The organism is Micrococcus sp. APC 4021 (assembly GCF_030407635.1).
Lineage (GTDB): Bacteria > Actinomycetota > Actinomycetes > Actinomycetales > Micrococcaceae > Micrococcus > Micrococcus luteus.
The window spans coordinates 1-24,274 of the sequence record NZ_JASDCZ010000008.1 but is presented as its reverse complement, the minus strand read 5'-3'; the positions used below and the strand labels follow the sequence as shown (position 1 = coordinate 24,274).

Here is a 24,274-nt window from a genome sequence, read left to right as displayed (position 1 = left end):
ATGCTGGGCACGACGGTACATAGGTTTATTGAACAGCACACGGCGACACGACGACGCGTGACGTGGGGACAAGTGCCGTCTGACCATCACAAAAGTAGGCTCGAGCGTGGTGTCGGATCTGATGCGCCACCATCGTGAGAGGTGTCGGGGCGGCGTTGAGCTGAATGGAACACCTCCCAACCTGGGCGCCGTGGTGCGCTCCGCCGTCGCCCTTGGCTGGGACGCCCTGCTGCTCACCCCGCAGGCCGCCGACCCGCTCTACCGGCGCGCCATCCGCGTCTCGATGGGCACGGTGTTCCGCCTGCCGTGGGCGCGCCTGCCCGGTCCGGTCGCCCAGTCGCTGCCCGCGCTGCGGGCGGCCGGGTTCGCGGTGGCCGCCCTCGAGGTGACGGAGCGCGCCGTGGGCCTGGACTCCGCCCGGATCGAGCCGCTGCGCACCGCCGAGCGCCTGGCCCTCATCCTCGGCCAGGAGGGGCCGGGGGTCCGGCCCGAGACCCTCGCCCAGACCGACGCCGACGTCGTCATCCCCATGCCCGCCGGCGTCGACTCGCTGAACGTGGCCGCGGCCGCGGCGGTCGCGCTGTGGGAGCTGCGCGCGCGCTGACCGGCCCGGGTGCGGTAGAGTGGGCGGCTGGCCCGCCCTCCGGCGGACCCCCTGACCACACCTCTCGCGCCCCTGGTCCCAATCAGGCGGCTGACACGAAGGATGCACCATGAAGTCTGAGATCCACCCGGATTACCGCTACGTCATCTTCAACGACCTCGCCTCCGGTGAGAAGATCCTCACCCGCACCACCGCGAACTCCGACAAGACCGCGGAGTGGACCGATGGCAACACCTACCCGGTGATCGACGTCGAGATCTCGGCCGCCTCGCACCCGTTCTACACGGGCAAGCAGCGCATCATGGACACCGCCGGCCGCGTCGAGCGCTTCAACGCCCGCTTCAAGGGCTTCGGCGGCAAGAAGTGACCGCGGCGGCCTGAGCCGCACGCCCACCACGACGACGGGCCCCGCGCCCCCGGAGCGATCCGGGCGGTGCGGGGCCCGTCGCGTGGCCCGTAGGCTGACGGGCATGACGACTCTCCACGGTGAATACAAGGTGATCGGCGGCAAGCTGGTCGCGGCGGACCTGAGCCTCGCGGACGGCCGGATCGCGACCGCGAGCATCAACGGCGACTTCTTCCTCGAGCCGGATGAGGCGCTCGAGGACCTCAACGCGGCGGTGGCCGGGCTGTCCGCGGACGCTGAGCACCGCGTCATCCGGGAGGCCGTCGAGCGGGGTCTGCGACCCGAGGCCGAGCTGTTCGGCGTGGACGCCTTCGCGGTGGCCTCGGCCGTGCGTCGGGCCCTCGGCAAGGCGACCACGTGGGGGGACCACGAGTGGGAGGTCATCGGGCCGGAGCCGATGCCGATCGCGCTCACCGTGGCCCTGGACGAGGTGCTCACCCGGCAGGTGGCCGAGGGACGTCGCAAGCCGACCATGCGCCTGTGGCAGTGGAACGAGCCGGCCGTGGTGATCGGCGCCTTCCAGTCGCTCGCCAACGAGGTGGACCCCGAGGGGGCGCGGCGGCACGGCATCAACGTGGTGCGGCGGATCTCCGGCGGCGGCGCGATGTTCATGGAGGCGGACAACTGCGTCACGTACTCGATGCACGTCCCGTCGTCGCTGGTCGACGGGCTGGAGACGGCGGAGTCCTACCCGTTCCTGGACGAGTGGACCATGGACGCGCTCTCCCGACTCGGCGTGCACGCGTTCTACCAGCCGCTCAACGACATCGCCACGGACCAGGGGAAGATCGGCGGCGCCGCGCAGAAGCGGGTGGGCACGGCCGGGCTGCTGCACCACGTGACGATGAGCTACGACATCGACGCGGACAAGATGCTCGAGGTGCTGCGCATCGGCCGGGAGAAGCTGCGCGGCAAGGGCGTGACCTCGGCGAAGAAGCGCGTGGACCCGCTCCGGCGCCAGACCGGCGTCTCCCGCGCCGAGATCTGGGAGACCATGATGACCACCTTCGAGGAGCGCTACGGCGCCCGCCGCGTCGAGCTGGACGAGGCCACCCGTGAGGAGGCCGAGCAGCTGGCCCGCACCAAGTTCGCGACCCCGGAGTGGACCGCGCGGGTGCCCTGAGCCGCCTGACGGCGTCCCGGCACCGTCCGGCACGCTTCCGTCCGGGGGCGGTTTGCGGTGGTATTCGACGTGAATACCGCCCGAAACCGCCCCCGACGCGTCGAGGTGTGGCGGGGCGGCTCTGTCAGGATCGGACCATGACCCCCGACGACGACGCCCCCGTCCGCCTGATCGCCCGCTCCGACGCCCCGGGGCGCCCACGGTCGACCGTGGACGTCCACTGCGCCCTCGAGCTGGAGCTGGCCTCCGGCCGCCGCGTGCCTCTGCTCACGGACCGCGGCTGGACGAGCCGGGCGGCGGCCGCACGCCTGCCCAGGAGGAGACGCGACACTGGGACGCGCTGGCAGCGGTCGCGGCCGAGGCCGGGGTGCCGGTGGGTGCCGCAACGTTGCGCGAGCTGCCGCTGGTGGGGGAGACCTCGCCCGAGCTGGCCGCCCTCGTGGACCGGGCGCACCGCGAGGCCCGCGCCCTGAACCGGCTGCTCGGCGTCCACCCGCTGGCCCTCGGCACGGTCGCGCCGGCCGACGTGCTGGGCGCCGACGCGACCGCCGCGCTGCGGACCGGGCTGGCCGCGGGACTCGGCGTCGCGCCGACGGCGTGGGAGGACCCGGGCGTCGTGCTCGCGCCCGCCGCGGACGCCGACCCGGAGCTGCTGCACGTGGTCCTGCTCCACACGACCGCGGTGGTCGCCGGGCCACCCGCACTCGTGGCCCGCCTCGCGGACGCCGACGTCTCCGACCTGCTCGACGACGCCTCCCTCGGCGCGCACCTGCGCGGCCCGGTGGAGGACGTGTCGGCGGCCTGGCTCCACGCGGCCGACCGGCAGGCGCTGTCTCTCGACCCGGACGGCGGGGCCGCGCACGTGGCGCGCCACGCCGAACTGACGGCCGTGCTGGAGACGCGGCCCGTCGTCGTCGAGCGGGTGGGGATGCGCGACCGGGACGCCCAGCGCGCCGCCGACGCCGTGGGCCTGCGCCGGGTGGGCCGGGAACGCGTGCTCCGCGTTGCCGCGCCCTGAGCTGGAATGGTCACGACACACCGCCTCGCCCGAGGGGAGGCGGCGTGTCGTGACCACTCTGCGCGGGAGGGCTTACCGCTCAGCCCGCCGGCTGCACCGCCTGCACGCGCAGGGACCGCCGCAGGGCGTCCGTGTGCTCCACGACCAGGCGCCGCAGGGCCCCCGGGGCGTCGGGGTGCTCGTCCAGCCAGCGCTGGGCCGCGGCCAGCGTCGGGTGCGACTCCTGCGCGTCGGCGCCGCCGGCCACCGCGTCCTGGCGGCCCGGGAACAGCCCGCCGATCGCGCGCGAGGCCAGCCCGTTGGACCGCGAGGCCCACACCGAGGTCAGGCGCGGCCAGAAGCCGGACTCGTAGGGGGCGAGGAGCTCGACCCCGCCCGCGGCGAAGCCGGCCGCCGTGGCCGAGAGCAGGTCGTTGGACAGCTCCGTGCCGGTGGTCGTGCGGCCGGACATGACCGCCTCCCACGCGGCGGCCTTGACCTCGGCCTCGGGGCGGGCGGCTGCGGCGAGCCGGTGCCACGTGACGGTCTGCGCCGTGCGGCCGGCCTCGAGCTCCGCGTCCAGGCGGTCCTGGTCGGCCCGGCCGGTCGCGGCGAGGGCCTGGAGCACGAGCCAGCGCAGCTCCGCGTCGACCGCCAGGCCCGGCGCGAACGCCGCCGCGTCCTCGCCGAGCAGGGCGGCCTCGAGGGCCGCGGCCATCCCGACGTCGGCCCGCGCCAGCGTCGCCCACGTGCGGGCCGCGGTGCGCTGGCGGTCGGAGCCGGCCTCGAGCGTGCGGGTCTGCTCGGCCAGGACCTCGCCCAGCCGGGACCGCAGCGCGTCACGGTCCTCGGCGCGGGCGTACTGGCCCACGGCCGCGGCGGCCTGCGCCAGCACCTGCGCGTGCACGCCCACGGTCGCGATCCGCGCGGACAGCGTCGCCACCGCGTCCAGGAACCGGGCGACCGGCAGCTCGCCGTCGCGGGTCATCGACCACAGGGCGGCCCACACGGTGGCCTCCGCGAGCGGGTCCGCGATGGGGTGCGTCAGGGCCGCGCGCAGCGAGCCCGCGTCGAGCGCGACGGCGGCGTAGGTGAGGTCCTCGTCGTTGGGCAGCACGAGGCGGACGCCCCCGGGCACCTCGAGGTCCGGCAGGGGCACGGCCGCGCCCTCCGCCCCACCCGGCACATCGGCGGTGACCTGGGCGGTGCGGCGCAGGACGCCGTCCTGCCCGGGCGTGAAGACGCCGACCTTCAGCACGTGCGGGCGGAGGATCGGCCCGCCCGTGACCGGGTCCGCGCCCTCCTGGCGCAGCACCGGGGCGTCGCCGTCGACGTCGACCCGCAGCCGGGGCACGCCGGAGGTGTGCAGCCACGCGTCCGCCCACGCGCGCATGTCCCGCCCCGAGGCGGCCTCGAGGACCGCCATGAAGTCGGCGAGGGAGGCGTTGCCCCACGCGTGGGCGGCGAAGTAGCGATGTGCGGCGTCGAGGAACGCGTCACGGCCCACGTAGGCGGCCAGCTGCTTGAGCACGGAGGCGCCCTTGGCGTAGGTGATCCCGTCGAAGTTCTGACGGGCGGCCTCGAGGTCGACGATGTCCGCGACGATGGGGTGCGTCGTCGGCATCTGGTCCTGCACGTACGCCCAGGCCTTGCGGCGGGACGCGAAGGTCACCCACGCGGTCCGGAAGTCGGTGGCCTCGTCCACGCCGAGGGCGCCCATGTAGTCCGCGAACGACTCCTTGAGCCACAGGTCGTCCCACCAGTGCATCGTCACGAGGTCGCCGAACCACATGTGCGCCATCTCGTGCAGGATCACGTTGGCGCGGCCCTCGTACTGGACCGCGGTGGCCCGCGAGGTGAACACGAAGTCCTCGGTGAAGGTCACGAGGCCCGGGTTCTCCATGGCGCCGAGGTTGTACTCGGGCACGAACGCCTGGTCGTACTTGCCCCACGGGTACGCGACGCCGAAGAGGTCGTGGAAGAACGTCAGCCCCCGCTTCGTCACGTCGAACACGGCCTCGGGGTCGAACGCGTCGGCCATCGTGCGCCGGGTGAACAGCCGCAGCGGCACGGCCTGCGCACCGCTGGCCGGGTGACCGTCCCAGGCGTCCTCCCACTGCGCATAGGGGCCGGCGAGCAGCGTCGTGATGTAGGTGGACTGGGGGAGCGTCGGGGCGAACTCCACCCGGACGACACCGTCCCCGGTCGGCGTCCGGGAGACCTCCGGCCGGTTCGAGGCCAGCACCCAGTCCTCGGGTCCGGTGAGGGAGAAGGTGAAGGCGGCCTTGAGGTCCGGCTGCTCGAAGTCCGGGAACACGCGGCGCGCGTCGGCGGGCTCGTACTGGGTGTAGAGGTAGACCTCGCCGTCGGCGGGGTCCGTGAAGCGGTGCAGGCCCTCGCCCGACCGGGAGTACACGGACCGGCCGACCAGCTCGACCACGTTCTGCGCCGCCAGGTCGGGCAGCAGCACCCGGGCCTCGCCCACGACCTCGGCCACGTCCAGCGCCGTGCCGTTGAGGGTCACCGACTCCACGCCGCCGTGGATCCAGTCCAGGTGGGTCTGCGCGCCGGGCTCGGCGCACGCGAAGCGGATCACGGTGCGGACCGGATAGGTGTCGGCGGCGGCGTCCCGGGCGTCGGAGAGGTCCACGTCCACGACGTAGTCCTGCACCGTGAGCAGGCGGGAGCGGTCCGCGGCCTCCGCGCGGGTGACGTTGGTGGCGTCGAGGTCGGGGGTGGTGTCGGTCAAGGCGAGCCTCCGGTCGGGGATCCAGCGGGGACGGCGACGCGCGGACACACCGGGGCGTGCCCGCGCGTCGGCGGTGGTCCGGGACCGGCGGCCCGGGGCCGCGTCAGTGCGGCGTCGGGACGGGCTGGCCCTTGGAGAGCACCGTCAGCCCGGATTCTGTCACGGTGTAGCCGTTCGCCTCGTCCTCCGCCCGGTCGAAGCCGATGCGCGCGCCCGGGGGCACGACCACGTTCTTGTCCAGGATCGCGTTGCGCACGTGGGCCCCCTCGCCGATCACGACGGAGTCCAGCAGCACCGACTGCTCCACCCACGCCTCGTTGTGCACGCGCACGTCCGTGGAGAGCACGGACTGGGCCACGGTGCCGCCGGAGATGACCACGCCCTGGGAGAGGATCGAGTCGTTCGCCGAGCCGGGGCGGCGGGTGGATGAGCGCACGAGCTTGGCGGGCGGGGAGACGGACTGGCGGGTGTAGAGCGGCCACTCGCGGTTGTAGAGGTTGAACTCCGGCCACGGCTGCACCAGGTCCATGTGCGCGTCGTAGTAGGAGTCCAGGGTGCCGACGTCCCGCCAGTAGTGCTTGCCGGCCGTGCCCCCGGGCACCTCGTTGGCGGTGAAGTCGTACACCCCGGCCTCGCCACGCTCCACGAACAGCGGGATGATGTCCCCGCCCATGTCGTTGTTCGACTCGGGGTTCTCCTCGTCCTGGTTCAGCGCCGCCACGAGGGCGTCGGTGTCGAACACGTAGTTGCCCATCGAGGCCAGGAACTGCGTGGGGTCGTCCGGCAGGCCGGGGGTCGTCTCCGGCTTCTCCACGAACGCCGAGATCCGCGTCCTGTCCTGTGGGTCCGTCTCGATCACCCCGAACGAGGAGGCCAGCTCGAGCGGCTGGCGCACCGCGGCCACGGTCGCCTTGGCGCCCGAGGCGATGTGCTGGTCCACCATCTGCTGGAAGTCCATGTGGTAGACGTGGTCCGCGCCGATGACGACGACGATGTCCGGCCGTGCGTCGTGGATCAGGTTCATGGACTGATAGATGGCGTTCGCGCTGCCCGTGAACCAGTCCTTGCCCCGGCGCTGCTGTGCCGGCACGGAGGCCACGTAGTTGTTCAGCAGCGTGGACATCCGCCACGTCTCGGAGATGTGGCGGTCCAGCGAGTGCGACTTGTACTGCGTCAGCACGACGATCTCGCGGTACCGGCTGTTGACCAGGTTGGACAGCGCGAAGTCGATGAGGCGGTACGTGCCGCCGAACGGGACGGCCGGCTTGGCACGGTCGGCCGTCAGCGGCATCAGGCGCTTGCCCTCACCGCCCGCCAGCACGACCGAGAGGACCTTCTTCTGCACCATCTGCGTCACTCCTCGTGAGCCGGGTCGTCGCGACCCGCACGCGTGCTCGGGGCGTGCGGGGCATCCGTGCCGCCAGACTATCGACCCCCGCCGGGCTGAACTAGGTTGGGGGCGTGCGCATCGACATCGTGAGCAAAGAGTTCCCCCCGTCCATCTACGGCGGTGCCGGCGTCCACGTCGCCGAGCTGACCCGTGTCCTGGCCTCCCGCGCCGACGTCCGCGTGCACGCCTTCGGCGCGCCGCGCGACCCGGACTACCACGGGGCCCGCGTCCTGACGTACCCGAACCCGCCCGGGTTCGACGCCGCCAACGGGGCCGTGCAGACCCTGGCCACCGACCTCACGATCCTCGGCGACCTCGAGGGCGCCGACGTCATCCACTCCCACACCTGGTACGCCAACCTGGCCGGCCACCTCGGCAAGCTCCTGCACCAGACCCCCCACGTCCTCTCCGCGCACTCCCTCGAGCCGCTGCGCCCCTGGAAGGCGGAGCAGCTCGGCGGCGGCTACGCCCTGTCCAGCTGGGCCGAGCGCACGGCGTACCTCGGGGCGGACGCGGTCATCGCGGTCTCGGACGGCATGCGCCGGGACATCCTGGCCTGCTACCCGGACGTGGACCCGGCGAAGGTGCACACGGTCCACAACGGCATCGACACGCAGGTCTGGACCCCGCAGACCGGCACCGCCGCACTGGAGAAGTACGGAATCGACCCGGACAAGCCCTCCGTCGCGTTCGTCGGCCGCATCACGCGCCAGAAGGGCGTGCCCCACCTGCTCCGTGCGGCCCTGCGGCTGCCGGAGGACGTCCAGCTCGTGCTGTGCGTGGGCGCCCCGGACACCGCGGAGCTGGCGCACGAGGTGAACGAGTTGATCTCCGAGCTGCGGCGCACCCGCCAGGGCGTCGTCGTGATCGAGGGGATGATCCCGCGCCACGAGGTGATGGAGATCCTCACGGCCGCCACCGTGTTCGCCTGCCCCTCGGTCTACGAGCCGCTGGGCATCGTCAACCTCGAGGCGATGGCGTGCGGCACCGCCGTCGTCGCCTCCGCCGTGGGCGGCATCCCGGAGGTCGTGCAGGACGGCGAGACCGGCCTGCTCGTCCCCTTCGAGCAGGTCGACGACGGCACGGGGGCGCCCGTGGACGAGGAGAGGTTCGCCGCCGACTTCGCGGCCGCGCTCACCCGCGTCGTGGAGGACCCGGAGCGCGCCCGCGCGATGGGTGAGGCCGGCCGGGCCCGCGCGATCGAGCACTTCTCGTGGGAGACCATCGCGGAGCGCACGATCGAGGTCTACGAGGCCGTGCTGCGCTGAGCCCGCCCGACCACGCACACGGGCCCCCGCCACCGCGAGGTGACGGGGGCCCGTGTGCGTCCGGGGACGGCCACGGTCAGCCGCGGCGACCCCGCGCCGCCTTCTCGCGGGCGCGCACGGCCTTCTCATCCTCCGGCTCCTCGCCGGCGGCCCGGCGGGCCGTGAACCAGGCGTGGGCCTCCTCCTGGCGCTGGGTCTCGGCGTCCGTGGCCACCGCCATGCGCAGGTGCTCGGGCTCGAGGCCGAACGCCTCGACGAGCTCGAGGGCGAAGGGGCGCAGCCGCTCGGCCAGCCGGTTGACGTAGCCGCGCAGGGCCCGGGCGCGCTGGCTCGAGACGCGGCCGTGGGCCACGAACCAGCCGAGGTCGTCCTCGATGAGGCGCAGCGCGAACAGGTCGCGCAGCCACGTCAGGACGGTCTTCGTGGTCTCATCCGTGATGCCCTCCAGGGCGCGGGTGAAGGCCTCCCACTGCAGAAGCTCGCCGTGGTTGCGGGCGGCCTCGATGAGCTCGTGCTGGCGCGTGTTGAACGCCTCCGCCTGCGCCGCCTGGCCCTTGCCCCGGGCCCCCGAGAGGGTGCCGGCGATGTCGGCGGTCTTGGCACGGACGCGCTCGGTGAGCAGCTCATGCTGGACGGCGGGGTCCTTGAACCAGTTCGCCGAGCGGCGCTCGGACCCGCCGTCGGCCACGGACTGGACGGCCTTGTGCAGGCCCGCACGGTGGAGGGCGTCCGAGGCCTGGTGGACCACGTAGCGGGAGAGGGCGCCCACATTGAGACGTCCGAACTCCTTCGAGTAGTCGGTCAGCAGGCGCTTGCCCACCAGCTGCAGGAGCACCGTGTTGTCACCCTCGAACGTGACGTACACGTCCAGGTCGGCGCGCATCTGGGCCACCCGGTTCTCAGCGAGGAACCCGGCGCCGCCGCACGCCTCGCGGGCCTCCTGCAGGGTGTCCAGGGCGTGCCACGTGGTCAGCGGCTTCACGGCCGCGGCGAGCGTCTCGAGCTCCTGCCGGTCCACGTCCGTGTCGGAGCGGCCGGAGAAGACGTCGTCGAACTTCTCCACGAGCTCGTTGGAGGAGAAGGCGTCCGCGTAGGCGCGGGCCAGGCGGTCGATGAGGCGGCGCTGGTGGTTCTGGTAGTCCAGCAGCACCTCCTCCCGCTGCGGGTCGGAGGCCTTGAACTGGCGGCGCTGCTCCGCGTAGGCCAGCGCACCGTGCAGGCCGAGGAAGGAGGCCGTGGTGGCGGCGAGGGACAGGGAGACGCGGCCCTGGACGAGCGTGCCGAGCATCGTGAAGAAGCGACGCCCGGGGGAGGCGATGGGCGAGGAGTAGGTGCCGTCCTCGGCCACGTCGCCGTAGCGGTTGAGGAGGTTGGTGCGCGGGATGCGGACCTGAGTGAAGTGCAGACGGCCGTTGTCGATGCCGTTCAGTCCGCCCTTGAGGCCGTCGTCCTCGCCGCCCACGCCGGGCAGGAAGGCGCCCTTCTCGTCCCGGATGGGGACGTAGAAGCAGTGCACGCCGTGGTTGACGCCCCGGGTGATCAGCTGCGCGAAGACCGTGGCCGCCCTGCCGTGCAGCGCGGCGTTGCCGAGGTAGTCCTTCCAGGCGCCCTTGAACGGGGTGTGGATGACGAACTCCTGGGTCGCCTCGTCGTACGTGGCGGTCGTCGCGATCGAGGCGACGTCCGAGCCGTGCCCGATCTCAGTCATGGCGAAGGCGCCCGGGACGCTCAGGTCCATCGCGCCCGGCAGCCACCGGCGGTGGTGCTCCGCGGTGCCCAGGTGCAGGATCGCCGAGCTGAACAGGCCCCACTGCACACCGGCCTTGATCTGCAGGGAGGGGTCGGCGAGCACGAGGTCACCGAAGGCGGCGAGGTTGCCGCCGTGGTTGTCCTCGCCGCCGAACTCGCGCGGGAAGGCGCGGTGGACCGCGTTGCGCTCCACGAGGACGCCCAGCTGCCGCAGGACGCGGGCGCGGTGCTCGTCCATGCCGAGCAGCGGGTCGCGCCACAGGGCGGGATCCTTGACCAGTTCGCGGGATTCGCGGCGCTCCGCGGCCCAGCGGCCGAGGAGGGCCTCCTCGAGGGCCGCGGCGTCGAGGGAGCCGGGCGTCGGCCGCTCGGGCGCGATCTCGGCGACGTCGGAGGGAACCTCGGTGCTGGGCGTCGAGGACTGGGGGGCGAGCTTCTCGTGGACGGTCATGACGATGCTCCTGTTCGTGAGTGGGGGCGGGCGCGGTCGGCGTCCGCCGCCGCGGGTTCGAGGGCGGCGCCGGGCGCGGCGCCGATGAGGCCGGTGAGCAGCCAGTCGGCGATGGCGCGGGCCATCGCCTCGACCGGGATGCGACCGGCGGCCGGGGTCCGCAGCCAGGTCTCGGCGGCGGCCCGGACGAGGCCGACGGCGGCGCGCGGCCACAGGGCGAGCGGGTCCGCCGGCGCCGGGGCGTGGCCCCGCGCGGCCATCCCGCGCGCCAGGCCCGACTCGAGCATGGCGTAGACGCGCTCGAGGAACGGGCCCAGCACAGGGGCCTCGGCCGCGGCGGGGGACGGGGCGACGGCGAACGCGTACACCTCGGGCGACGTCGCCGCGACCGTGAGGTACACCTCGACCATGCGACGCAGCGCCTCGGGTTCGGAGACCGGTTCGTCCGCGACCTCGAGCAGGCGGCGCTCCATGTGGGCGGTGACCCGCTCGGACACCGCCAGGCGCAGGCCCTCGCGGTCGCCGAAATAGCGGTAGTAGACGGTCTTGGAGGTGCCCGCGTGGGACGCGATCTCCTCCATCGAGGCCTGTGCGCCCAGGGCGTGCACGGCCGACCGGGCGGCCCGGACCAGTTCCAGACGGCGCTCGGCGCGGTGCCGGTCCCAGCGGACGCTGCGACCGTCCCGGGCGGTGGACGTGACGGGATTCACGAAACCGAGCGTATCAGGTACTGTGGATCACAGTCACCCACCCCGCCGACGTCCGTATCGTCCGTATCGTCCGGGGTGACAACGCCCCCGCCGCGTCGGCGGTGGGCCCGCCGTCGAGAGGACCGTCATGACCCACCACGAGACCCCCGCGTCCGAGACCGCCTCCCGCCCCGCCGTCGCCGGTGGAGCGCTGCGCCCCGCCGTCATCCTGGGCGGCAACCGCATCCCCTTCGCCCGCGCCAACACCGCCTACGCCGAGGTCGGGAACCAGGAGATGCTCACGGCCACGCTCGACGGACTCGTCGCGCGGTTCGGGCTCCAGGGCGAGCGCCTCGGCCAGGTCACCGCCGGCGCCGTCCTCAAGCACCCGCGCAACTTCAACCTCACCCGCGAGGCCGTCCTGGGCTCCGCGCTCTCCGCCGCGACCCCGGCCGCCGACGTCCAGGTGGCCTGCGCCACCGGCATGGAGGCCGTGGGCACCCTCGCCAACAAGATCCGGCTCGGCCAGCTCGACTCCGCCATCGGCGGCGGCGTGGACTCGATCTCGGACGCACCCGTCTCGCTCTCGGACGGCGCGCGCCGCGTGCTGCTGCAGCTCACCACCGCCAAGACCATGAAGGACCGCCTGCGCGCCCTCGCCCAGCTGCGCCCCGGTCAGCTCGTGCCCGAGCCGGCCGGCGCGGGCGAGCCGCGCACCGGCATGTCCATGGGCGAGCACCAGGCCCTGACCACCCACAAGTGGGGCATCACCCGTCAGGCCCAGGACGAGCTCGCCGCGGCCTCCCACCGGAACCTCGGCGCTGCCTACGCCGCCGGGTACATGGACGATCTGGTGACCCCGTTCCACGGCCTGGCCCGCGACAACAACCTCCGCCCCGACTCCACGCCGGAGAAGCTGGCCGGCCTGAAGCCCGTGTTCGGCCGCCAGCTGGGGGACGAGGCGACCATGACGGCCGGCAACTCCACCCCGCTCACCGACGGCGCCTCCGCGGTGCTGCTCTCCTCCGAGGAGTGGGCCGCCGAGCGCGGACTGCCCGTTCTCGCCGAGTTCGTGGACATGGAGAACGCCGCCGTGGACTTCGTCGACGGACACGAGGGCCTGCTCATGGCCCCCGCCTACGCCGTCCCGCGCCTGCTCGCCCGGCACGGGCTCACGCTCGACGACCTCGACTTCGTGGAGATCCACGAGGCGTTCGCCGGCACCGTCCTGTCCACCCTCGCCGCCTGGGAGGACGAGGAGTACTGCCGCGAGCGGCTCGGGCTGCCGGGTGCGCTGGGCTCGGTGGACCGCGCCCGGCTCAACGTGCACGGCTCGTCGCTGGCGGCCGGTCACCCCTTCGCCGCCACCGGCGGCCGCATCGTGGCCCTGCTGGCCAAGATGCTGCATGAGAAGGGGGAGGGCTCCCTCGGCCTCATCTCCGTCTGTGCCGCCGGCGGCCAAGGCATCGTGGCCCTGCTCCGCGGCCGCTGAGCCCCGACCGACCCGACCCGAGAGGACCGACCATGACCGACCGTTACGGCACCTTCGTCGCCTCGCCCCTGGGCCGCCGCCTCACCGGCGCCCTGGGCCTGCCCCAGCCCGTCGAGTTGCGCCGGCACACCCCCGGCGACCCCGTGCTGCCCGGCTCCGTGCTCGTCCTGGGCGCGACCCGCGCAGCCGAGGATGCCCGCACCCTCTTGGCCTCATGGGGCCTTGAGGTCGCCGACGCCCCCCGGGAGGGCGCACGCCACGCGGCGATCGTCGCGTGCTTCGACGGGGTCGCCACGCCCGCGGACCTCGGCGCGGTGGCGCTGGAGATCGGCGGCGCGCTGCGCTCGCTGGGCTCCTCCTCGCGCGTGGTGACGGTGTTCGAGGACCCCGAGGCCGCCACGGACCCGGCCCTGCGCGCCGCCCGCCAGGGCGTGACGGGCCTGACCCGCTCGATCGCGCACGAGATGCGCCGTGGCGGCACCGCCAACGGCCTCGTCCTGGGCGAGGGCGTGCCGCTCACTGCCCCCGGTGCGGCCGGCGCGCTCGCGTTCCTGCTCTCCGGTCGCGCGGCGTACGTCTCCGGCCAGTTCGTGCCCGTCTCCACCGCCGACGGCGCGGTCCCCGCCGACGCGGCGCGCCCCCTGGCCGGCAAGGTCGCCGTGGTCACGGGCGCCGCCCGCGGCATCGGCGCCGCCATCGTCCGGACGCTGGCCCGCGACGGGGCCGTCGTCGTCGGCGTGGACGTCCCGGCGGCGGGCGAGACGCTGGCCAAGGTCGTGAACGAGGTGGGCGGCACCGCGCTCGCCCTGGACATCACGGCGCCGGACGCCGGCGCACGCATCCTCGAGCACTGCCGCACCCGGCACGGCCGGATGGACGTGGTGGTGCACAACGCCGGGATCACCCGGGACCGGATGCTGGCCAACATGGACGCCGCGCGCTGGGACTCCGTCCTCGCTGTGAACACCACGGCCCAGCTGGCCATGAACGAGGCGTTCCTCGCCGAGGACGCCCGGGACGTGGCGGGCCACGGGCTGCGCATCGTGGGCCTGGCCTCCATCTCCGGCATCGCGGGCAACCGCGGCCAGACGAACTACGCGGCATCCAAGGCCGGGGTGATCGGCCTGACCGCGGCCTCCGCACCGGTCCTCGCGGCCCGTGGGGGCACGATCAACGCGGTGGCCCCGGGCTTCATCGAGACCGAGATGACCGCGAAGATCCCGCTCGCCACGCGCGAGGTGGGCCGGAGGCTCAACTCGCTCCAGCAGGGCGGCCTGCCGCAGGACGTGGCCGAGACGGTGGCCTGGCTCGCCTCGGACGCCGCAGGCGGCACCAACGGGGCCACGCTGCGGGTCTGCGGCCAGTCGAAGCTGGGGGCGTGAGGATGCAGACCACGCAGCTGTCCGCCCCGCCCTCCCTCGCCCGGCTCTACGCCCGGGCCGCCAGGCAGGCCGCCACGGACGCCGTCGTCCGTCGGCGCCGTCCCCGCGAGCTCCCGGACCGTCAGGTGGTCGTGACCGGCCACCGCATCCCGGCCGAGGCCGTGTCCGCGTGGCGCGGGGCCGTCGGGTCCGCGGATCCGGCGGACCTGCCCTCGGTCCTGGTGCACACCCAGGTGTTCGGTGCGGCGATGGAGCTGATGGCCGACCCCGAGTTCCCACTGCCCCTGCCCGGACTGGTGCACCTGAGCAACACCGTCCTGCACCACCGGCCCGTCGCGGCGGAGACCCCGCTGCGCGTCACCGCGCGTGCCGTGGGCCTCGTCCCGCACCACGCAGGCACCGCCGTGGACGTCGTCGTGACCGTCGAGGGGCCCGGCGACGACGGCGAGGAGGCACTGCTGTGGGAGGGCGTCTCCCGGTACCTCGCCAAGGGCGTCCACCTCTCCGGCCTGCGTCCCGAGCGGCCCGCCCGCGAGGACTTCGTGCCCCCGACGCCGACCGCCCAGTGGCGCTTCGGGACGGGGGCCGGACGCCGGTACGCGGGCGTCTCCGGAGACTGGAACCCGATCCACCTGACGGGCGTCTCGGCCCGACTGTTCGGCATGAAGGGCGCGATCGCCCACGGGATGTTCCTGGCCGCCCGGATGCTCGAGGGCCGTGAGCCGGCCGGCGCCGGGTTCCGCTGGCACATCGACTTCGAGGCACCCGTCGTGCTGCCGACCACCGTGGCCGTCCGCTACGCGCCCGGGCCCGACGGCGGCACGCGCGTGTGGGGCTGGGATGCGCGGCGCCGGCGCCCGCACTTCTCCGGGGAGATCACTCCGCTCGAGCCCTGACGGCCGGGCCGACGCGTCGGCCCGCCGGGACCACCCGTCCCGGCGGGCCGGTGAGCGCGGCGGCTCAGGCGTCCGGCGTGGGCGACCGCCGCGGCACGGCGGCGACGGCCTCGAGCAGCCCGTCCGCGTAGGCCTCCCACGAGTGACCGGCGGCGTGACGCACGGCGCCGGGCCCCAGCGCGGCCCAGGCGTCACGATCCGCCAGGATCTCGGCCAGGGCATCGGCCCACGCCTCAGGGGTGCCCGCCGTCACGTGGTGGCCGGACACGCCGTCGAGGACCGCGTAGACCAGTCCGCCGACCCGGTGCGCCAGCACGGGCGTGCCGCAGGCCTGTGCCTCGAGGGCGACCAGGCCGTAGGTCTCGGACGCGCTCGGCATCGCCACGACATCCGCCGCCCGGAACTGGGCGGCCAGGGCGGGCGCGGGCACCGGCGCGGAGAACGTCACCAGGTCGGCGACCCCCTCCTGCACGGCCAGGCTCGCCAGGTCCAGCTCGTCGTCCCCCGAATCGGCGCCGTTCACGTGCAGGCGCACGCCCGGGTCGGCGCCCTTGCCACCGGCCCGCTCGCGCAGCACCCCGAGGGCGGACACGAGCAGGTGCGGGCCCTTGTGCCGCTGCACGCGGCCGGCGAACAGAACCCGCAGGGCTCCGTTGTCGTCCGGTGCGCCCGGCCACTGCGCGGCACCGTCCGGCGTGAACGTCTCGAGGTCGGCCGCGGGGGGCAGCACCCGGGTGCGGGCGCGGGGCACGTCCAGCAGCTCGCGCAGGTCGGCGACCTCGGCGGCGGAGTTGACCACGAGCAGGTCGGCTCGCCCGACGATCTCACGCTCGGCCTCGATCCGGGCGGCCGGCTCGCGCAGCTCGGGGTCCTCGAGCATCTTCGCCGCCGCCGTGGTGTGCATGGTCTGCAGGTACGGGGCGTGCGCCGCCCGCGCCAGGGCCGCGGCGGTGGACCCGGAGAGCCAGTAGTGGCCGTGCACGAACGCGACCGGGGGGGCCTCCGCTCCACCGAGGACGGGACCGCCCGGCACGGCGTCCGAGGCGAGCCAGTCGAGGGCCGCGCGGGTGAACTCGTCGCGGAGGCCCGCCAGATCCGCCTTGGCCACGGGAGCGGACGGCCCGGCCGCGAGGTCGACCACCGTGACCGGCGGGGCCTGCCCGCCGGCGTCCAGCATCCGGACCCGTGCGCCGTCCGGCCCCACCGGCTCCTCCGCCCGGGTCAGCAGGATCATCCGCACGCCCCGGCGGGCCAGGGCCACGGCGGCCTGCCGCACGTAGACGTTCATGCCGCCGGCGTCGCCGCGGCCGGGCTGGGCCAGCGGGGAGGTGTGCAGGCTGACCCCGATCCCCACCGGCACGGACGCCCGCAGTTCGGCGTCCACGGCGTCGAACAGCCGGGCCGCCGACGCCGAGTCCGCCAGGTCCTCGACGGAGACCATCCGTCCGGCGCCGTCGCCGAGCGGCACGGTCCAGTTCGGGTACTGGTCCTGGAGAGTGCCGGGCTGGTTCTGGATGCGCCGCTCGCCCACGGCGTCCACGAGCGCCACGCTGTGCAGGGCCGAGGGCGCCTGCGCGAGCAGGCGGTACAGGGCCACGATCTGGCGTTCGCGCACCTCGGGGCCGGCGTCGGGGACGTCCACGTCCGCCTCGGCGAGCAGCCCGCGCCGGGCCGCGGCGGCGAGGAACGCGCGCACCTCCTCCGCCGACCGGCGGCGTTCCTGGGCGACGTCCACGGTGTAGAGGCCCAGCCGTTCGCGCAGGTCCACCTGGACGCCCTCGAGGTAGCCGGCCGTCGGCGGCAGGTCATGCGTGTTCACCGCCGCCATGGCCAGCCGCCGGTAGCGCTCCGGCGGGGTGGGCTCGCCGTCCTCCTGCTCGAACCAGAGGATCGACGTGCCGAGCACGCCGGCCTCGGCCAGGCGACGCTGCACCCACGGCTCGAAGGTGCCGAGGTCCTCGCCCACCACGACGACGCCGGCCCGCTCGGCCTCGAGCGTGAGCACGGCGAGCATCGCCTCGTGGTCGTACTCGACGTACGCGCCCTGGGTGGCGCCGGCGCCCTCCGGGATCCACCACAGGCGGAACAGCCCCAGGACGTGGTCCATCCGGATGCCGCCCGCGCCGCGCAGCACGGTGCGCAGCATGTCCCGGAACGCGGCGTAGCCGGTCTCGGCCAGACGGCGCGGATGCCAGGGGTGCTGCGACCAGTCCTGGCCCAGCTGGTTGAACAGCTCCGGCGGCGCGCCGACGGACATGGTCGGCACCAGCACGTCCCCGAGCATCCACGCGTCCGCGGTCTCGCGGGTGGCCCCGACTGCCAGGTCCACCATGACGCCCATGCGCATGCCGGCCGCCCGGGCCCGCTCCTGCACGCCGGCGAGCTGCTCGGCGGCGATCCACTGCACCCAGCGGTGCAGGTCGACGTCGGTCGCGCGTTCGACGCGGACCCGCTCGGCCTCGACCCCGCCCGGCGCCCAGGCCGGGTCGGCGAGATCGGGCCCGGTGCCGTCGCCGTCCAGGCGCAGGACGGACCAGAGGGCGAAGTCGTCCAGGCCCGGGCCGGCCTCGGCGCGGAACCGCGCGTAGGCGGCCTCGCGCTCGGGGGAGCGGGGCACCTCGTGCACGCGGCGCAGCGCGGGCCACAGGACGGCGGCGACGGCGGCCCGGTCGATCCGGCCGGTGCGCTCCAGCTCCGCCTGGACGCGGGCGCCGGCCGACCGCAGCTCCGCCTGCTCCGCGGCGGGCAGGTCGGCGAACTCGGGGATCGAGGGCACGTGCACGACCAGCGCCGAGAGGAACCGACGGGAGACGGGGGAGTAGGGGGAGTCCGCCGGATGGGGGCCGGGCTCGACCGCATGCAGGGGGTGCAGCAGCAGGAAGTCGGCACCGTGCCGGGCGACGATCTCGGCCAGGGACCCCATGTCCGCCGCGTCGCCGATGCCCCACGAGTCCGCCGAGGTCACCGAGTAGCCCTGCGCGGCCGCGCCCCAGCCGCGGCGCTCGAGGAAGGGACGCGGCGTGCTCAGCCGGGCCGGGGCGCAGACCAGGACCGCGGAGGCGGTGGAGCCGGAGCCGCTGGTCACCTCCAGCCGGTGCCAGCCCGGGGCGAGGTCGGCGGGGATCTGCACGTGGACGCGCTCGCGCTCGACGCCGTCGACCAGGCGGACCTCGGACACCGGCTCGCTCACGCTCACCTCGAGGGTCCGCCCGTCCTCTGTGTGCACGCGGGCCACGACCGGCTCGCCCGCGGCCACGTGGCACGGCACGGACAGGCGGTGACCGGACCGGGCGGCCACGGTGGGCGGGAGCACGTCCCGCCAGGGGGCCGTCTCCGCCTCCTCCACCGCCTCGGCCAGGGCGGCGACCCCGTCCGGACGGACCGACACCCCGAGGGCGGCGAGCACCTTCACGAGGGCCTCGTCCGGCACGGTCTGGGCCGAGCCGTCCTGCCCGACGTACTCGGGCTGCACCCCGTGGGCTCGCGCGAGCCGATGCAGCAGTGCGGGGGCTTCCAGGGCCATCGGGTCCTCCATGCCGTCGTGCGGTTCCACCGACGGCGCCTGCCGTCGCACGGACACCACTCTAGAGGGGACCCCGGACGGGGGAACACGCAGGGCCCCGGTCGTGACGACCGGGGCCCTGCTGCTCGACGAGCGGTGCGCGAGGGGGGACTTGAACCCCCACGTCCTTGCGGACACAGCGACCTCAACGCTGCGCGTCTACCAATTCCGCCACTCGCGCTCATCGGTGGAACCCTGGGAGAGGCTCCGTCGCCCACCGCGTTCCGGTCCTGTCCGGTCCGTCCCGCTCCGGGCAACTCGAGAAAGATAGCACGGGTTCGGGCTAGGCTCAAAACCATGGTCGAGAACATCGTGAACCCCGCCCGCTCGCGCCCCGAGGACCGCGTCGTGGAGATCTGCCGCGACCTCATCCGGATCGACACGACCAACCGCGGGGGCAACGTCTCCGTCGGTGAGCCCGAGGCCGCGGAGTACTGCGCCCGGCTCATGGCCGAGGCGGGGATGACCCCCCGCTTCTTCGAGTCGGCGCCGGGCCGGGTCTCCGTCGTCGGGCACCTGCCGGGCTGGGATCCGGAGGCGCCGGGGCTCGTCATCCACGGGCACACGGACGTGGTCCCCGCCGAGGCGGACGAGTGGAGCGTGGACCCGTTCGGCGCCGAGCTCAAGGACGGCATGATCTGGGGGCGCGGCGCCGTGGACATGAAGGGCATGGACGCCATGGTGCTCGCGGTGCTGCTGCACCTGGCCCGCACGGGCCGCCGGCCGCGGCGACCCCTGACGGTCGCGTTCTTCGCCGACGAGGAGGCCGGCGGCGTCTACGGCGCACGCTGGGTCGTGGACCATCACCCCGAGGTGTTCGACGGGTGCACCGAGGCGATCTCCGAGGTGGGGGGCTTCTCCACCGAGGTGCACGGCTCGCGCGCCTACCTCGTGCAGACCGCGGAGAAGGGGCTCGCCTGGCTCAACCTCACCGCGGAGGGCGCCCCCGGGCACGGCTCGGCCCCGCACCCGGACAACGCGGTCACCCGGCTGGCCGGCGCCATGACCCGCATCGGCGGGCACGAGTGGCCGCTCGTGTACACCAAGACCACGCGCGCGCTGCTCGAACAGGTGGCCGAGATCATGGGCGTGGACTTCGACGAGACGGACCCGACGCCGCAGCTCGACGCGCTCGGGCAGGCCCGTTCCTGGGTGGCCGGCACCCTGCGCACCTCGTCCAACCCGACGGGGCTGACCGCCGGCTACAAGCACAACGTCATCCCGTCCTCGGCCACCGGCACCGTGGACGTGCGCCTGATCCCCGGGGAGGAGGAGTCCGCCCTCGCCACGATCGCCGAGCTCGCCGGTCCGGACGTGACCATCGCACCCGAGCACCGGGACGTCGCCCTGGAGACCCCCTTCTCCGGGGACCTGGTGGAGCTGATGATCGCCTCGCTGCAGGCGGAGGACTCCGAGGCCCAGGTGCTGCCGTTCATGCTCGGCGGGGGCACGGACAACAAGTCCCTCTCCCGGCTGGGCATCACCGGCTACGGCTTCGCGCCCATGCGCCTGCCCGCCGACCTGGCCTTCACGTCCCTGTTCCACGCCATCGACGAGCGGGTGCCCGTGGACGCGCTCGAGTTCGGCTGCCGGGTGCTCGAGCGGATGCTGGAGCCGCGCTGATCCGGGCCGCGGGCGGCGACGACGGCCGGGGCGGCGTCGTCGCGCCCGCGCCTCAGAGGGTCTGCAGGGTCGAGGCCACGCGCATCACCCGGCGGCGCATCCAATAGCGGCGCGCCCCGTCGCGGTAGTGCACGGAGCGCTGCAGCTCCCATTGGCCGTACTCCGCGTGCTCCACGAGGCGCCGTCGGGCGTCGGCGAGGGACTCGTGGGCGGCGACCGTCATCACCAGGTACTCCCACTTCTGTCCGCGGGAGATCGCGTCGAGGGTCGAGGACATCAGCTGTTCACGCACCCGCCCATCCTGGCAGACGGACTCGGGTCCGGCGGCCGGTCCCGCACGGCCCACCCCTGGCCGCGCCACCGGCCACCGGGTTACCGTTCACCCATGAGCTCTGACGCCCGCATGGCCCTCGAGGCCCTCACCACCGCCCTGAACGAACACCTCGTGGCCGCGCAGAACAAGCGGGGCGAGGACGACCCCGCCGTCGAAGCCGCGTTCTTCGCCGTGGCCGACGCCTTCGAGGCCTACGAGGACGCCCTGTACGCGGACACCGAGGAGGTCACCCCGCTCGACCTCTTCGACGACGAGGACGACGACGACTGACCGTCCTGCTCGTGACGGACCGCACGGCCCCGGGTTCCCACCCGGGGCCGTCGCGTACAGTGACCCTCCGTGACGTGGATCGAAGCCATCATCCTGGGCCTGGTGCAGGGCCTCACGGAGTTCCTGCCCATCTCCTCCTCCGCCCACATCCGCATCGTGGGCGAGTTCCTGCCCTCCGCGACCGACCCGGGGGCGGCCTTCACGGCCATCACGCAGCTCGGCACGGAGCTGGCGGTCCTCATCTACTTCTGGCGCGACATCACCCGCATCATCGGCCGGTGGTGCGCCGCGGTCACGGGGCGGATCCCGCACTCGGACCCCGATGCGCGCATGGGCTGGCTGATCATCGTGGGCTCGATCCCGATCGCGGTCCTGGGCCTGCTGCTGGAGGACTGGATCGACACGGAGTTCCGGTCGCTGTGGATCACGGCGACCATGCTCATCGTGTTCGGCGTCCTGCTCGCCCTGGCGGACCGGCTCGGCCGTCAGACCAAGCCGCTCGAGAAGCTCACCGTGCGGGACGGCGTCCTCTACGGCCTGGCCCAGGCCCTCGCGCTGATCCCGGGCGTCTCGCGCTCCGGCGGCACCATCGCGGCCGGCCTGGCCATGGGCTACACCCGGCCCGCCGCCACCCGCTACGCGTTCCTGCTGGCGGTGCCCGCCGTGTTCGCCTCCGGCCTGTACAAGCTGTACACCTCGCTCACCGATCCCGGCACGCAGGGCCCGTACGGCATGGGGGAGACGCTGGTCGCGACCGCGATCGCCTTCGTGGTGGCCTACGCGGTCATCGCCTGGCTCATGCGCTTCATCAGCACCAACTCGTACCTGCCGTTCGTCTGGTACCGCATCCTCCTGGGCGGCGTCCTGTTCGCCCTGCTGGGCGCGGGCGTCATCAGCGCCTGAGCCCGCTCCCGCCGCCGGGCATGGCGGCCCGGCACCGCCGAACCACCCCGATGTGAGGAGTCCCGTGAAGTCCTGGAGCACCCCCGCCCCGCCCACCGTGCCGAGCCGCCCCGACCGGCTGCGGCTGCACGACACCGCCACGGGACGGACCCGGCATCCGGGCAACGACGCCCAGCGCGCCTCGCTGTACGTCTGCGGGATCACCCCGTACGACGCGACGCACCTCGGCCACGCGAGCACCTACGTGGCCTTCGACCTGCTGCACCGCTACTGGCGCGCGGCCGGTCTCGAGGTCGCCTACGTCCAGAACGTGACCGACGTGGACGACCCCCTGCTCGAGCGGGCCGAGGCGACCGGCGTCGACTGGCGCGCGCTCGCCGAGGAGCAGACCGACCTGTTCCGTGCGGACATGGCCGCCCTCGAGGTGCTCGCCCCGGACCACTACGTCGGCGCGACCGAGGCGGTGGGCCTGGTGGTGGACGCCGTCGAGACGATGCTGGCGGCGGGCCGGGCCTACCGCGTGCCGGGCGGCGACGGCGAGCCCGACGGGGACGTCTACTTCGACGTCCGCGCGGCCCAGTCCGCGACCGACTGGCGCCTCGGACAGGTCTCCGCGATGGGCCTGGACGAGATGGCCGCGGTGTTCCCGGAGCGGGGAGGCGATCCCGACCGCCCCGGCAAGCGAGACCCGCTGGACCCGCTGCTGTGGCGCGTGCACCGCGAGGGCGAGCCGGCCTGGGACGGTCGGTCGCTCGGCTCCGGCCGGCCCGGCTGGCACATCGAGTGCTCCGTGATCTCCCGGGCCCACCTGCCGGCGCCGTTCACGGTGCAGGGCGGCGGCTCCGACCTGCGGTTCCCGCACCACGAGTTCTCCGCCGCGCACGCCACCGCCGTCGACGGCCTGCCGCTCGCGCACACCTACGCGCACACCGGCATGGTGGCCCTGGACGGCGAGAAGATGTCCAAGTCCCTCGGCAACCTCGAACTCGTCTCCCGCCTGCGGGCGCGGGGCATCGAGCCGGTGGCCGTCCGCGCGGCGATCCTCGCGCACCACTACCGGTCGGACTGGGAGTGGTCCGAGCAGGTGCTGGCCGACGCCCAGGCGCGGGTGGCCCGCTGGCGCGCCGCCCTGGACGGACCGCATGCCGCCGCCGGCGTCGCCGTGCTGGACGCGGTCCACGCGGCGCTCTCGGACGACCTCGACGCCCCCCTTGCGCTGGAGGCCCTCGACGCATGGGCGGCCGGCACCCTGCCGGGCCTGGCCGAGGCCGCCGCCGATCCGGTGCCGGTGGTCGACGTCGTGGCGGCGCTGCTGGGTCTGCGCCTGCGCTGACCCCGCCGGGCGGGGCCGGGCGTCAGCGTCCGCCGCGCCCGCGAAGGTAGCGCTCGAACTCCCGCGCGATCGACTCGCCCGAGGCCTCCGGCAGCTGCTGGGTGTCCTGGGCCTCCTCGAGCTGCCGGACGTAGGCGGCGACGTCGGGGTCCTCGGCGGCCAGCTCGTCCACGCCGCGCTGCCATGCCCTCGCGTCGTCCTCCAGCCCGCGCGTGGAGACGCTCACGTGCAGCAGGTCCTCGACCGCCTCGACCAGCCCGAGCAGCGTCTTGGGGGAGGGCGCCTGGGCCACGTAGTGGGGCACCGTCCCCCACAGTGAGAGGCTCGGCAGGCCGCGGCGTGCGGCCTCGTCCGCGATGACGCCGATGATCCCGGTGGGCCCCTCGTAGACCGGACGGTCCGCGCCGACGGCCACCCGCACGTCCACGAGCGGCGAGGTCGGGCGGGCGCGCAGGGGCCGGGTGTGGGGCACGTCCGCCAGCAGCGCGCCCAGCGTCACGACGGCGTCCACGTCACGCGCGTCGGCCGCCGTGAAAAGCTCCTCGAGGAAGGCGCGCCACCGCACGTTCGGCTCCACGCCGACGGCGAGGAGCACACGCACCCCGTCCGGCGGGGCGGCCTCGCCCGCGACGGGCCGGCCCTCCCGGTCCAGGAGCGCCTCGTGCAGGGTGACCGCCGGCCAGTCCAGCGTCCCCAGCCCGTCGGCGTCGCGCCGGACCAGGGGTCGAGTGACCTGGTAGTCGTAGAACTCGCCGTCGCACACCCGTCCCGCGTCCGCCGCGTCCCACTGCTCCCGCAGCGCGCCCAGGGCCCCGGTCGCGGCCTCCCCGGCGTCGTTCCACCCCTCGAAGGCCAGCAACAGGACCGTGGGGGCCCGCCGCCCGGCCTCGAGCGCGTCCACGGTCGCCGTCAGGTGGGTCCGCAACGGGCCCAGGACGTCGTCCGGCTGGTCCTCGGAGGTAGCGTCGGTCATGGCGGCCAGCCTAGACACGGCCCGACGACGGGGCCACGGCCCGCGACCCGCCCCGCACACCCCGGCGGCGGCGCTCGATA

General features: G+C 74.3%; 18 protein-coding genes, 1 tRNA gene and 1 pseudogene. 12 read left to right on the top strand and 8 right to left on the bottom strand.

What is annotated here, in order from left to right; all coding sequences use genetic code 11:
• Nucleotides 1–178: 178 nt before the first annotated feature.
• The 4 genes and pseudogenes from QL983_RS01765 to QL983_RS01750 all read left to right on the top strand — a co-directional run.
• Nucleotides 179–604, top strand: a pseudogene (locus QL983_RS01765) (RNA methyltransferase); the annotation flags it as partial.
• 109 nt (nucleotides 605–713) lie between these two features.
• Nucleotides 714–971, top strand: a complete 258-nt coding sequence (locus QL983_RS01760) for a type B 50S ribosomal protein L31 (protein ID WP_002855042.1) — start codon at nucleotides 714–716, stop codon at nucleotides 969–971.
• A 103-nt stretch (nucleotides 972–1,074) separates the two neighbouring features.
• The gene (locus tag QL983_RS01755; RefSeq protein WP_230297449.1) at nucleotides 1,075–2,133 is read left to right on the top strand and encodes a biotin/lipoate A/B protein ligase family protein; all 1,059 of its coding nucleotides are present in this window, start codon (nucleotides 1,075–1,077) and stop codon (nucleotides 2,131–2,133) included.
• Nucleotides 2,134–2,506: 373 nt separating this feature from the next.
• Nucleotides 2,507–3,151, top strand: coding sequence for a hypothetical protein (locus QL983_RS01750; protein WP_223247538.1), 645 nt, complete (start codon nucleotides 2,507–2,509; stop codon nucleotides 3,149–3,151).
• 79 nt (nucleotides 3,152–3,230) lie between these two features.
• Here the strand turns inward: QL983_RS01750 and pepN are convergent, their stop codons facing one another.
• Entirely contained in the window at nucleotides 3,231–5,879 is a 2,649-nt protein-coding gene (gene pepN, locus QL983_RS01745) for an aminopeptidase N (protein WP_069941299.1), read from the bottom strand.
• A 103-nt stretch (nucleotides 5,880–5,982) separates the two neighbouring features.
• Entirely contained in the window at nucleotides 5,983–7,227 is a 1,245-nt protein-coding gene (gene glgC, locus QL983_RS01740) for a glucose-1-phosphate adenylyltransferase (protein ID WP_069941300.1), read from the bottom strand.
• Between the two features lie 113 nt (nucleotides 7,228–7,340).
• Here glgC and glgA point away from each other — a divergent pair, with 113 nt between their 5' ends.
• Nucleotides 7,341–8,537, top strand: coding sequence for a glycogen synthase (gene glgA, locus QL983_RS01735; protein ID WP_044658928.1), 1,197 nt, complete (start codon nucleotides 7,341–7,343; stop codon nucleotides 8,535–8,537).
• A gap of 76 nt (nucleotides 8,538–8,613) precedes the next feature.
• Here the strand turns inward: glgA and QL983_RS01730 are convergent, their stop codons facing one another.
• Together QL983_RS01730 and QL983_RS01725 are read right to left on the bottom strand one after the other, a co-directional pair.
• Nucleotides 8,614–10,737 (bottom strand): acyl-CoA dehydrogenase, encoded by a 2,124-nt coding sequence (locus QL983_RS01730; protein WP_036315214.1) that lies wholly within the window; start codon nucleotides 10,735–10,737, stop codon nucleotides 8,614–8,616.
• Entirely contained in the window at nucleotides 10,734–11,447 is a 714-nt protein-coding gene (locus QL983_RS01725) for a TetR/AcrR family transcriptional regulator (protein WP_158184442.1), read from the bottom strand. The genes QL983_RS01730 and QL983_RS01725 overlap by 4 nt, the downstream gene beginning before the upstream one ends.
• A gap of 127 nt (nucleotides 11,448–11,574) precedes the next feature.
• Here QL983_RS01725 and QL983_RS01720 point away from each other — a divergent pair, with 127 nt between their 5' ends.
• From QL983_RS01720 to QL983_RS01710, 3 genes are read left to right on the top strand one after another with little or no spacing between them, the layout of a single operon-like run.
• Nucleotides 11,575–12,918, top strand: coding sequence for an acetyl-CoA C-acetyltransferase (locus QL983_RS01720; protein ID WP_036336857.1), 1,344 nt, complete (start codon nucleotides 11,575–11,577; stop codon nucleotides 12,916–12,918).
• Nucleotides 12,919–12,950: 32 nt separating this feature from the next.
• Nucleotides 12,951–14,300 carry a 3-oxoacyl-ACP reductase gene (locus tag QL983_RS01715; RefSeq protein WP_145951118.1) on the top strand — a complete coding sequence of 450 codons (1,350 nt, stop codon included), beginning with the start codon at nucleotides 12,951–12,953 and terminating at the stop codon, nucleotides 14,298–14,300.
• Nucleotides 14,301–14,302: 2 nt separating this feature from the next.
• Nucleotides 14,303–15,196 (top strand): MaoC/PaaZ C-terminal domain-containing protein, encoded by an 894-nt coding sequence (locus QL983_RS01710; RefSeq protein WP_036336859.1) that lies wholly within the window; start codon nucleotides 14,303–14,305, stop codon nucleotides 15,194–15,196.
• Nucleotides 15,197–15,260: 64 nt separating this feature from the next.
• Here QL983_RS01710 and malQ read toward each other — a convergent pair whose 3' ends face one another.
• On the bottom strand, nucleotides 15,261–18,749 hold the full coding sequence (gene malQ / locus QL983_RS01705) for a 4-alpha-glucanotransferase (RefSeq protein ID WP_256836094.1): 3,489 nt from the start codon (nucleotides 18,747–18,749) through the stop codon (nucleotides 15,261–15,263).
• 106 nt (nucleotides 18,750–18,855) lie between these two features.
• Nucleotides 18,856–18,939 (bottom strand) — tRNA-Leu (locus QL983_RS01700).
• A gap of 116 nt (nucleotides 18,940–19,055) precedes the next feature.
• Here QL983_RS01700 and QL983_RS01695 point away from each other — a divergent pair.
• Nucleotides 19,056–20,381: a M20/M25/M40 family metallo-hydrolase gene (locus tag QL983_RS01695; RefSeq protein ID WP_122054322.1), complete on the top strand. Its 1,326-nt coding sequence runs from the start codon at nucleotides 19,056–19,058 to the stop codon at nucleotides 20,379–20,381.
• A gap of 52 nt (nucleotides 20,382–20,433) precedes the next feature.
• On the opposite strand, the gene QL983_RS01690 is transcribed toward QL983_RS01695, so the two are convergent.
• Nucleotides 20,434–20,673: a DUF5703 family protein gene (locus QL983_RS01690; protein WP_036315193.1), complete on the bottom strand. Its 240-nt coding sequence runs from the start codon at nucleotides 20,671–20,673 to the stop codon at nucleotides 20,434–20,436.
• A 93-nt stretch (nucleotides 20,674–20,766) separates the two neighbouring features.
• Between QL983_RS01690 and QL983_RS01685 the strand changes: the two genes are divergently transcribed.
• The 3 genes from QL983_RS01685 (at nucleotide 20,767) to mshC (ending at nucleotide 23,221) form a co-directional block, all read left to right on the top strand.
• The gene (locus QL983_RS01685; RefSeq protein ID WP_036315190.1) at nucleotides 20,767–20,985 is read left to right on the top strand and encodes a hypothetical protein; all 219 of its coding nucleotides are present in this window, start codon (nucleotides 20,767–20,769) and stop codon (nucleotides 20,983–20,985) included.
• Between the two features lie 69 nt (nucleotides 20,986–21,054).
• Nucleotides 21,055–21,888 (top strand): undecaprenyl-diphosphate phosphatase, encoded by an 834-nt coding sequence (locus tag QL983_RS01680; protein WP_036315183.1) that lies wholly within the window; start codon nucleotides 21,055–21,057, stop codon nucleotides 21,886–21,888.
• A 64-nt stretch (nucleotides 21,889–21,952) separates the two neighbouring features.
• On the top strand, nucleotides 21,953–23,221 hold the full coding sequence (mshC, locus tag QL983_RS01675) for a cysteine--1-D-myo-inosityl 2-amino-2-deoxy-alpha-D-glucopyranoside ligase (RefSeq protein WP_122054324.1): 1,269 nt from the start codon (nucleotides 21,953–21,955) through the stop codon (nucleotides 23,219–23,221).
• Nucleotides 23,222–23,243: 22 nt separating this feature from the next.
• Here the strand turns inward: mshC and QL983_RS01670 are convergent, their stop codons facing one another.
• Nucleotides 23,244–24,194, bottom strand: coding sequence for a PAC2 family protein (locus tag QL983_RS01670; RefSeq protein ID WP_052833426.1), 951 nt, complete (start codon nucleotides 24,192–24,194; stop codon nucleotides 23,244–23,246).
• Nucleotides 24,195–24,274: the final 80 nt, after the last annotated feature.

Coding starts and splice junctions, on each gene's coding strand:
- QL983_RS01760 (WP_002855042.1), top strand. CDS start 714: ATGAAGTCTGAGATCCACCCGGATTACCGCTACGTCATCTTCAACGAC.
- QL983_RS01755 (WP_230297449.1), top strand. CDS start 1,075: ATGACGACTCTCCACGGTGAATACAAGGTGATCGGCGGCAAGCTGGTC.
- QL983_RS01670 (WP_052833426.1), bottom strand. CDS start 24,194: ATGACCGACGCTACCTCCGAGGACCAGCCGGACGACGTCCTGGGCCCG.
- QL983_RS01710 (WP_036336859.1), top strand. CDS start 14,303: ATGCAGACCACGCAGCTGTCCGCCCCGCCCTCCCTCGCCCGGCTCTAC.
- QL983_RS01695 (WP_122054322.1), top strand. CDS start 19,056: ATGGTCGAGAACATCGTGAACCCCGCCCGCTCGCGCCCCGAGGACCGC.
- QL983_RS01730 (WP_036315214.1), bottom strand. CDS start 10,737: ATGACCGTCCACGAGAAGCTCGCCCCCCAGTCCTCGACGCCCAGCACC.
- QL983_RS01685 (WP_036315190.1), top strand. CDS start 20,767: ATGAGCTCTGACGCCCGCATGGCCCTCGAGGCCCTCACCACCGCCCTG.
- QL983_RS01715 (WP_145951118.1), top strand. CDS start 12,951: ATGACCGACCGTTACGGCACCTTCGTCGCCTCGCCCCTGGGCCGCCGC.
- QL983_RS01720 (WP_036336857.1), top strand. CDS start 11,575: ATGACCCACCACGAGACCCCCGCGTCCGAGACCGCCTCCCGCCCCGCC.
- glgC (WP_069941300.1), bottom strand. CDS start 7,227: ATGGTGCAGAAGAAGGTCCTCTCGGTCGTGCTGGCGGGCGGTGAGGGC.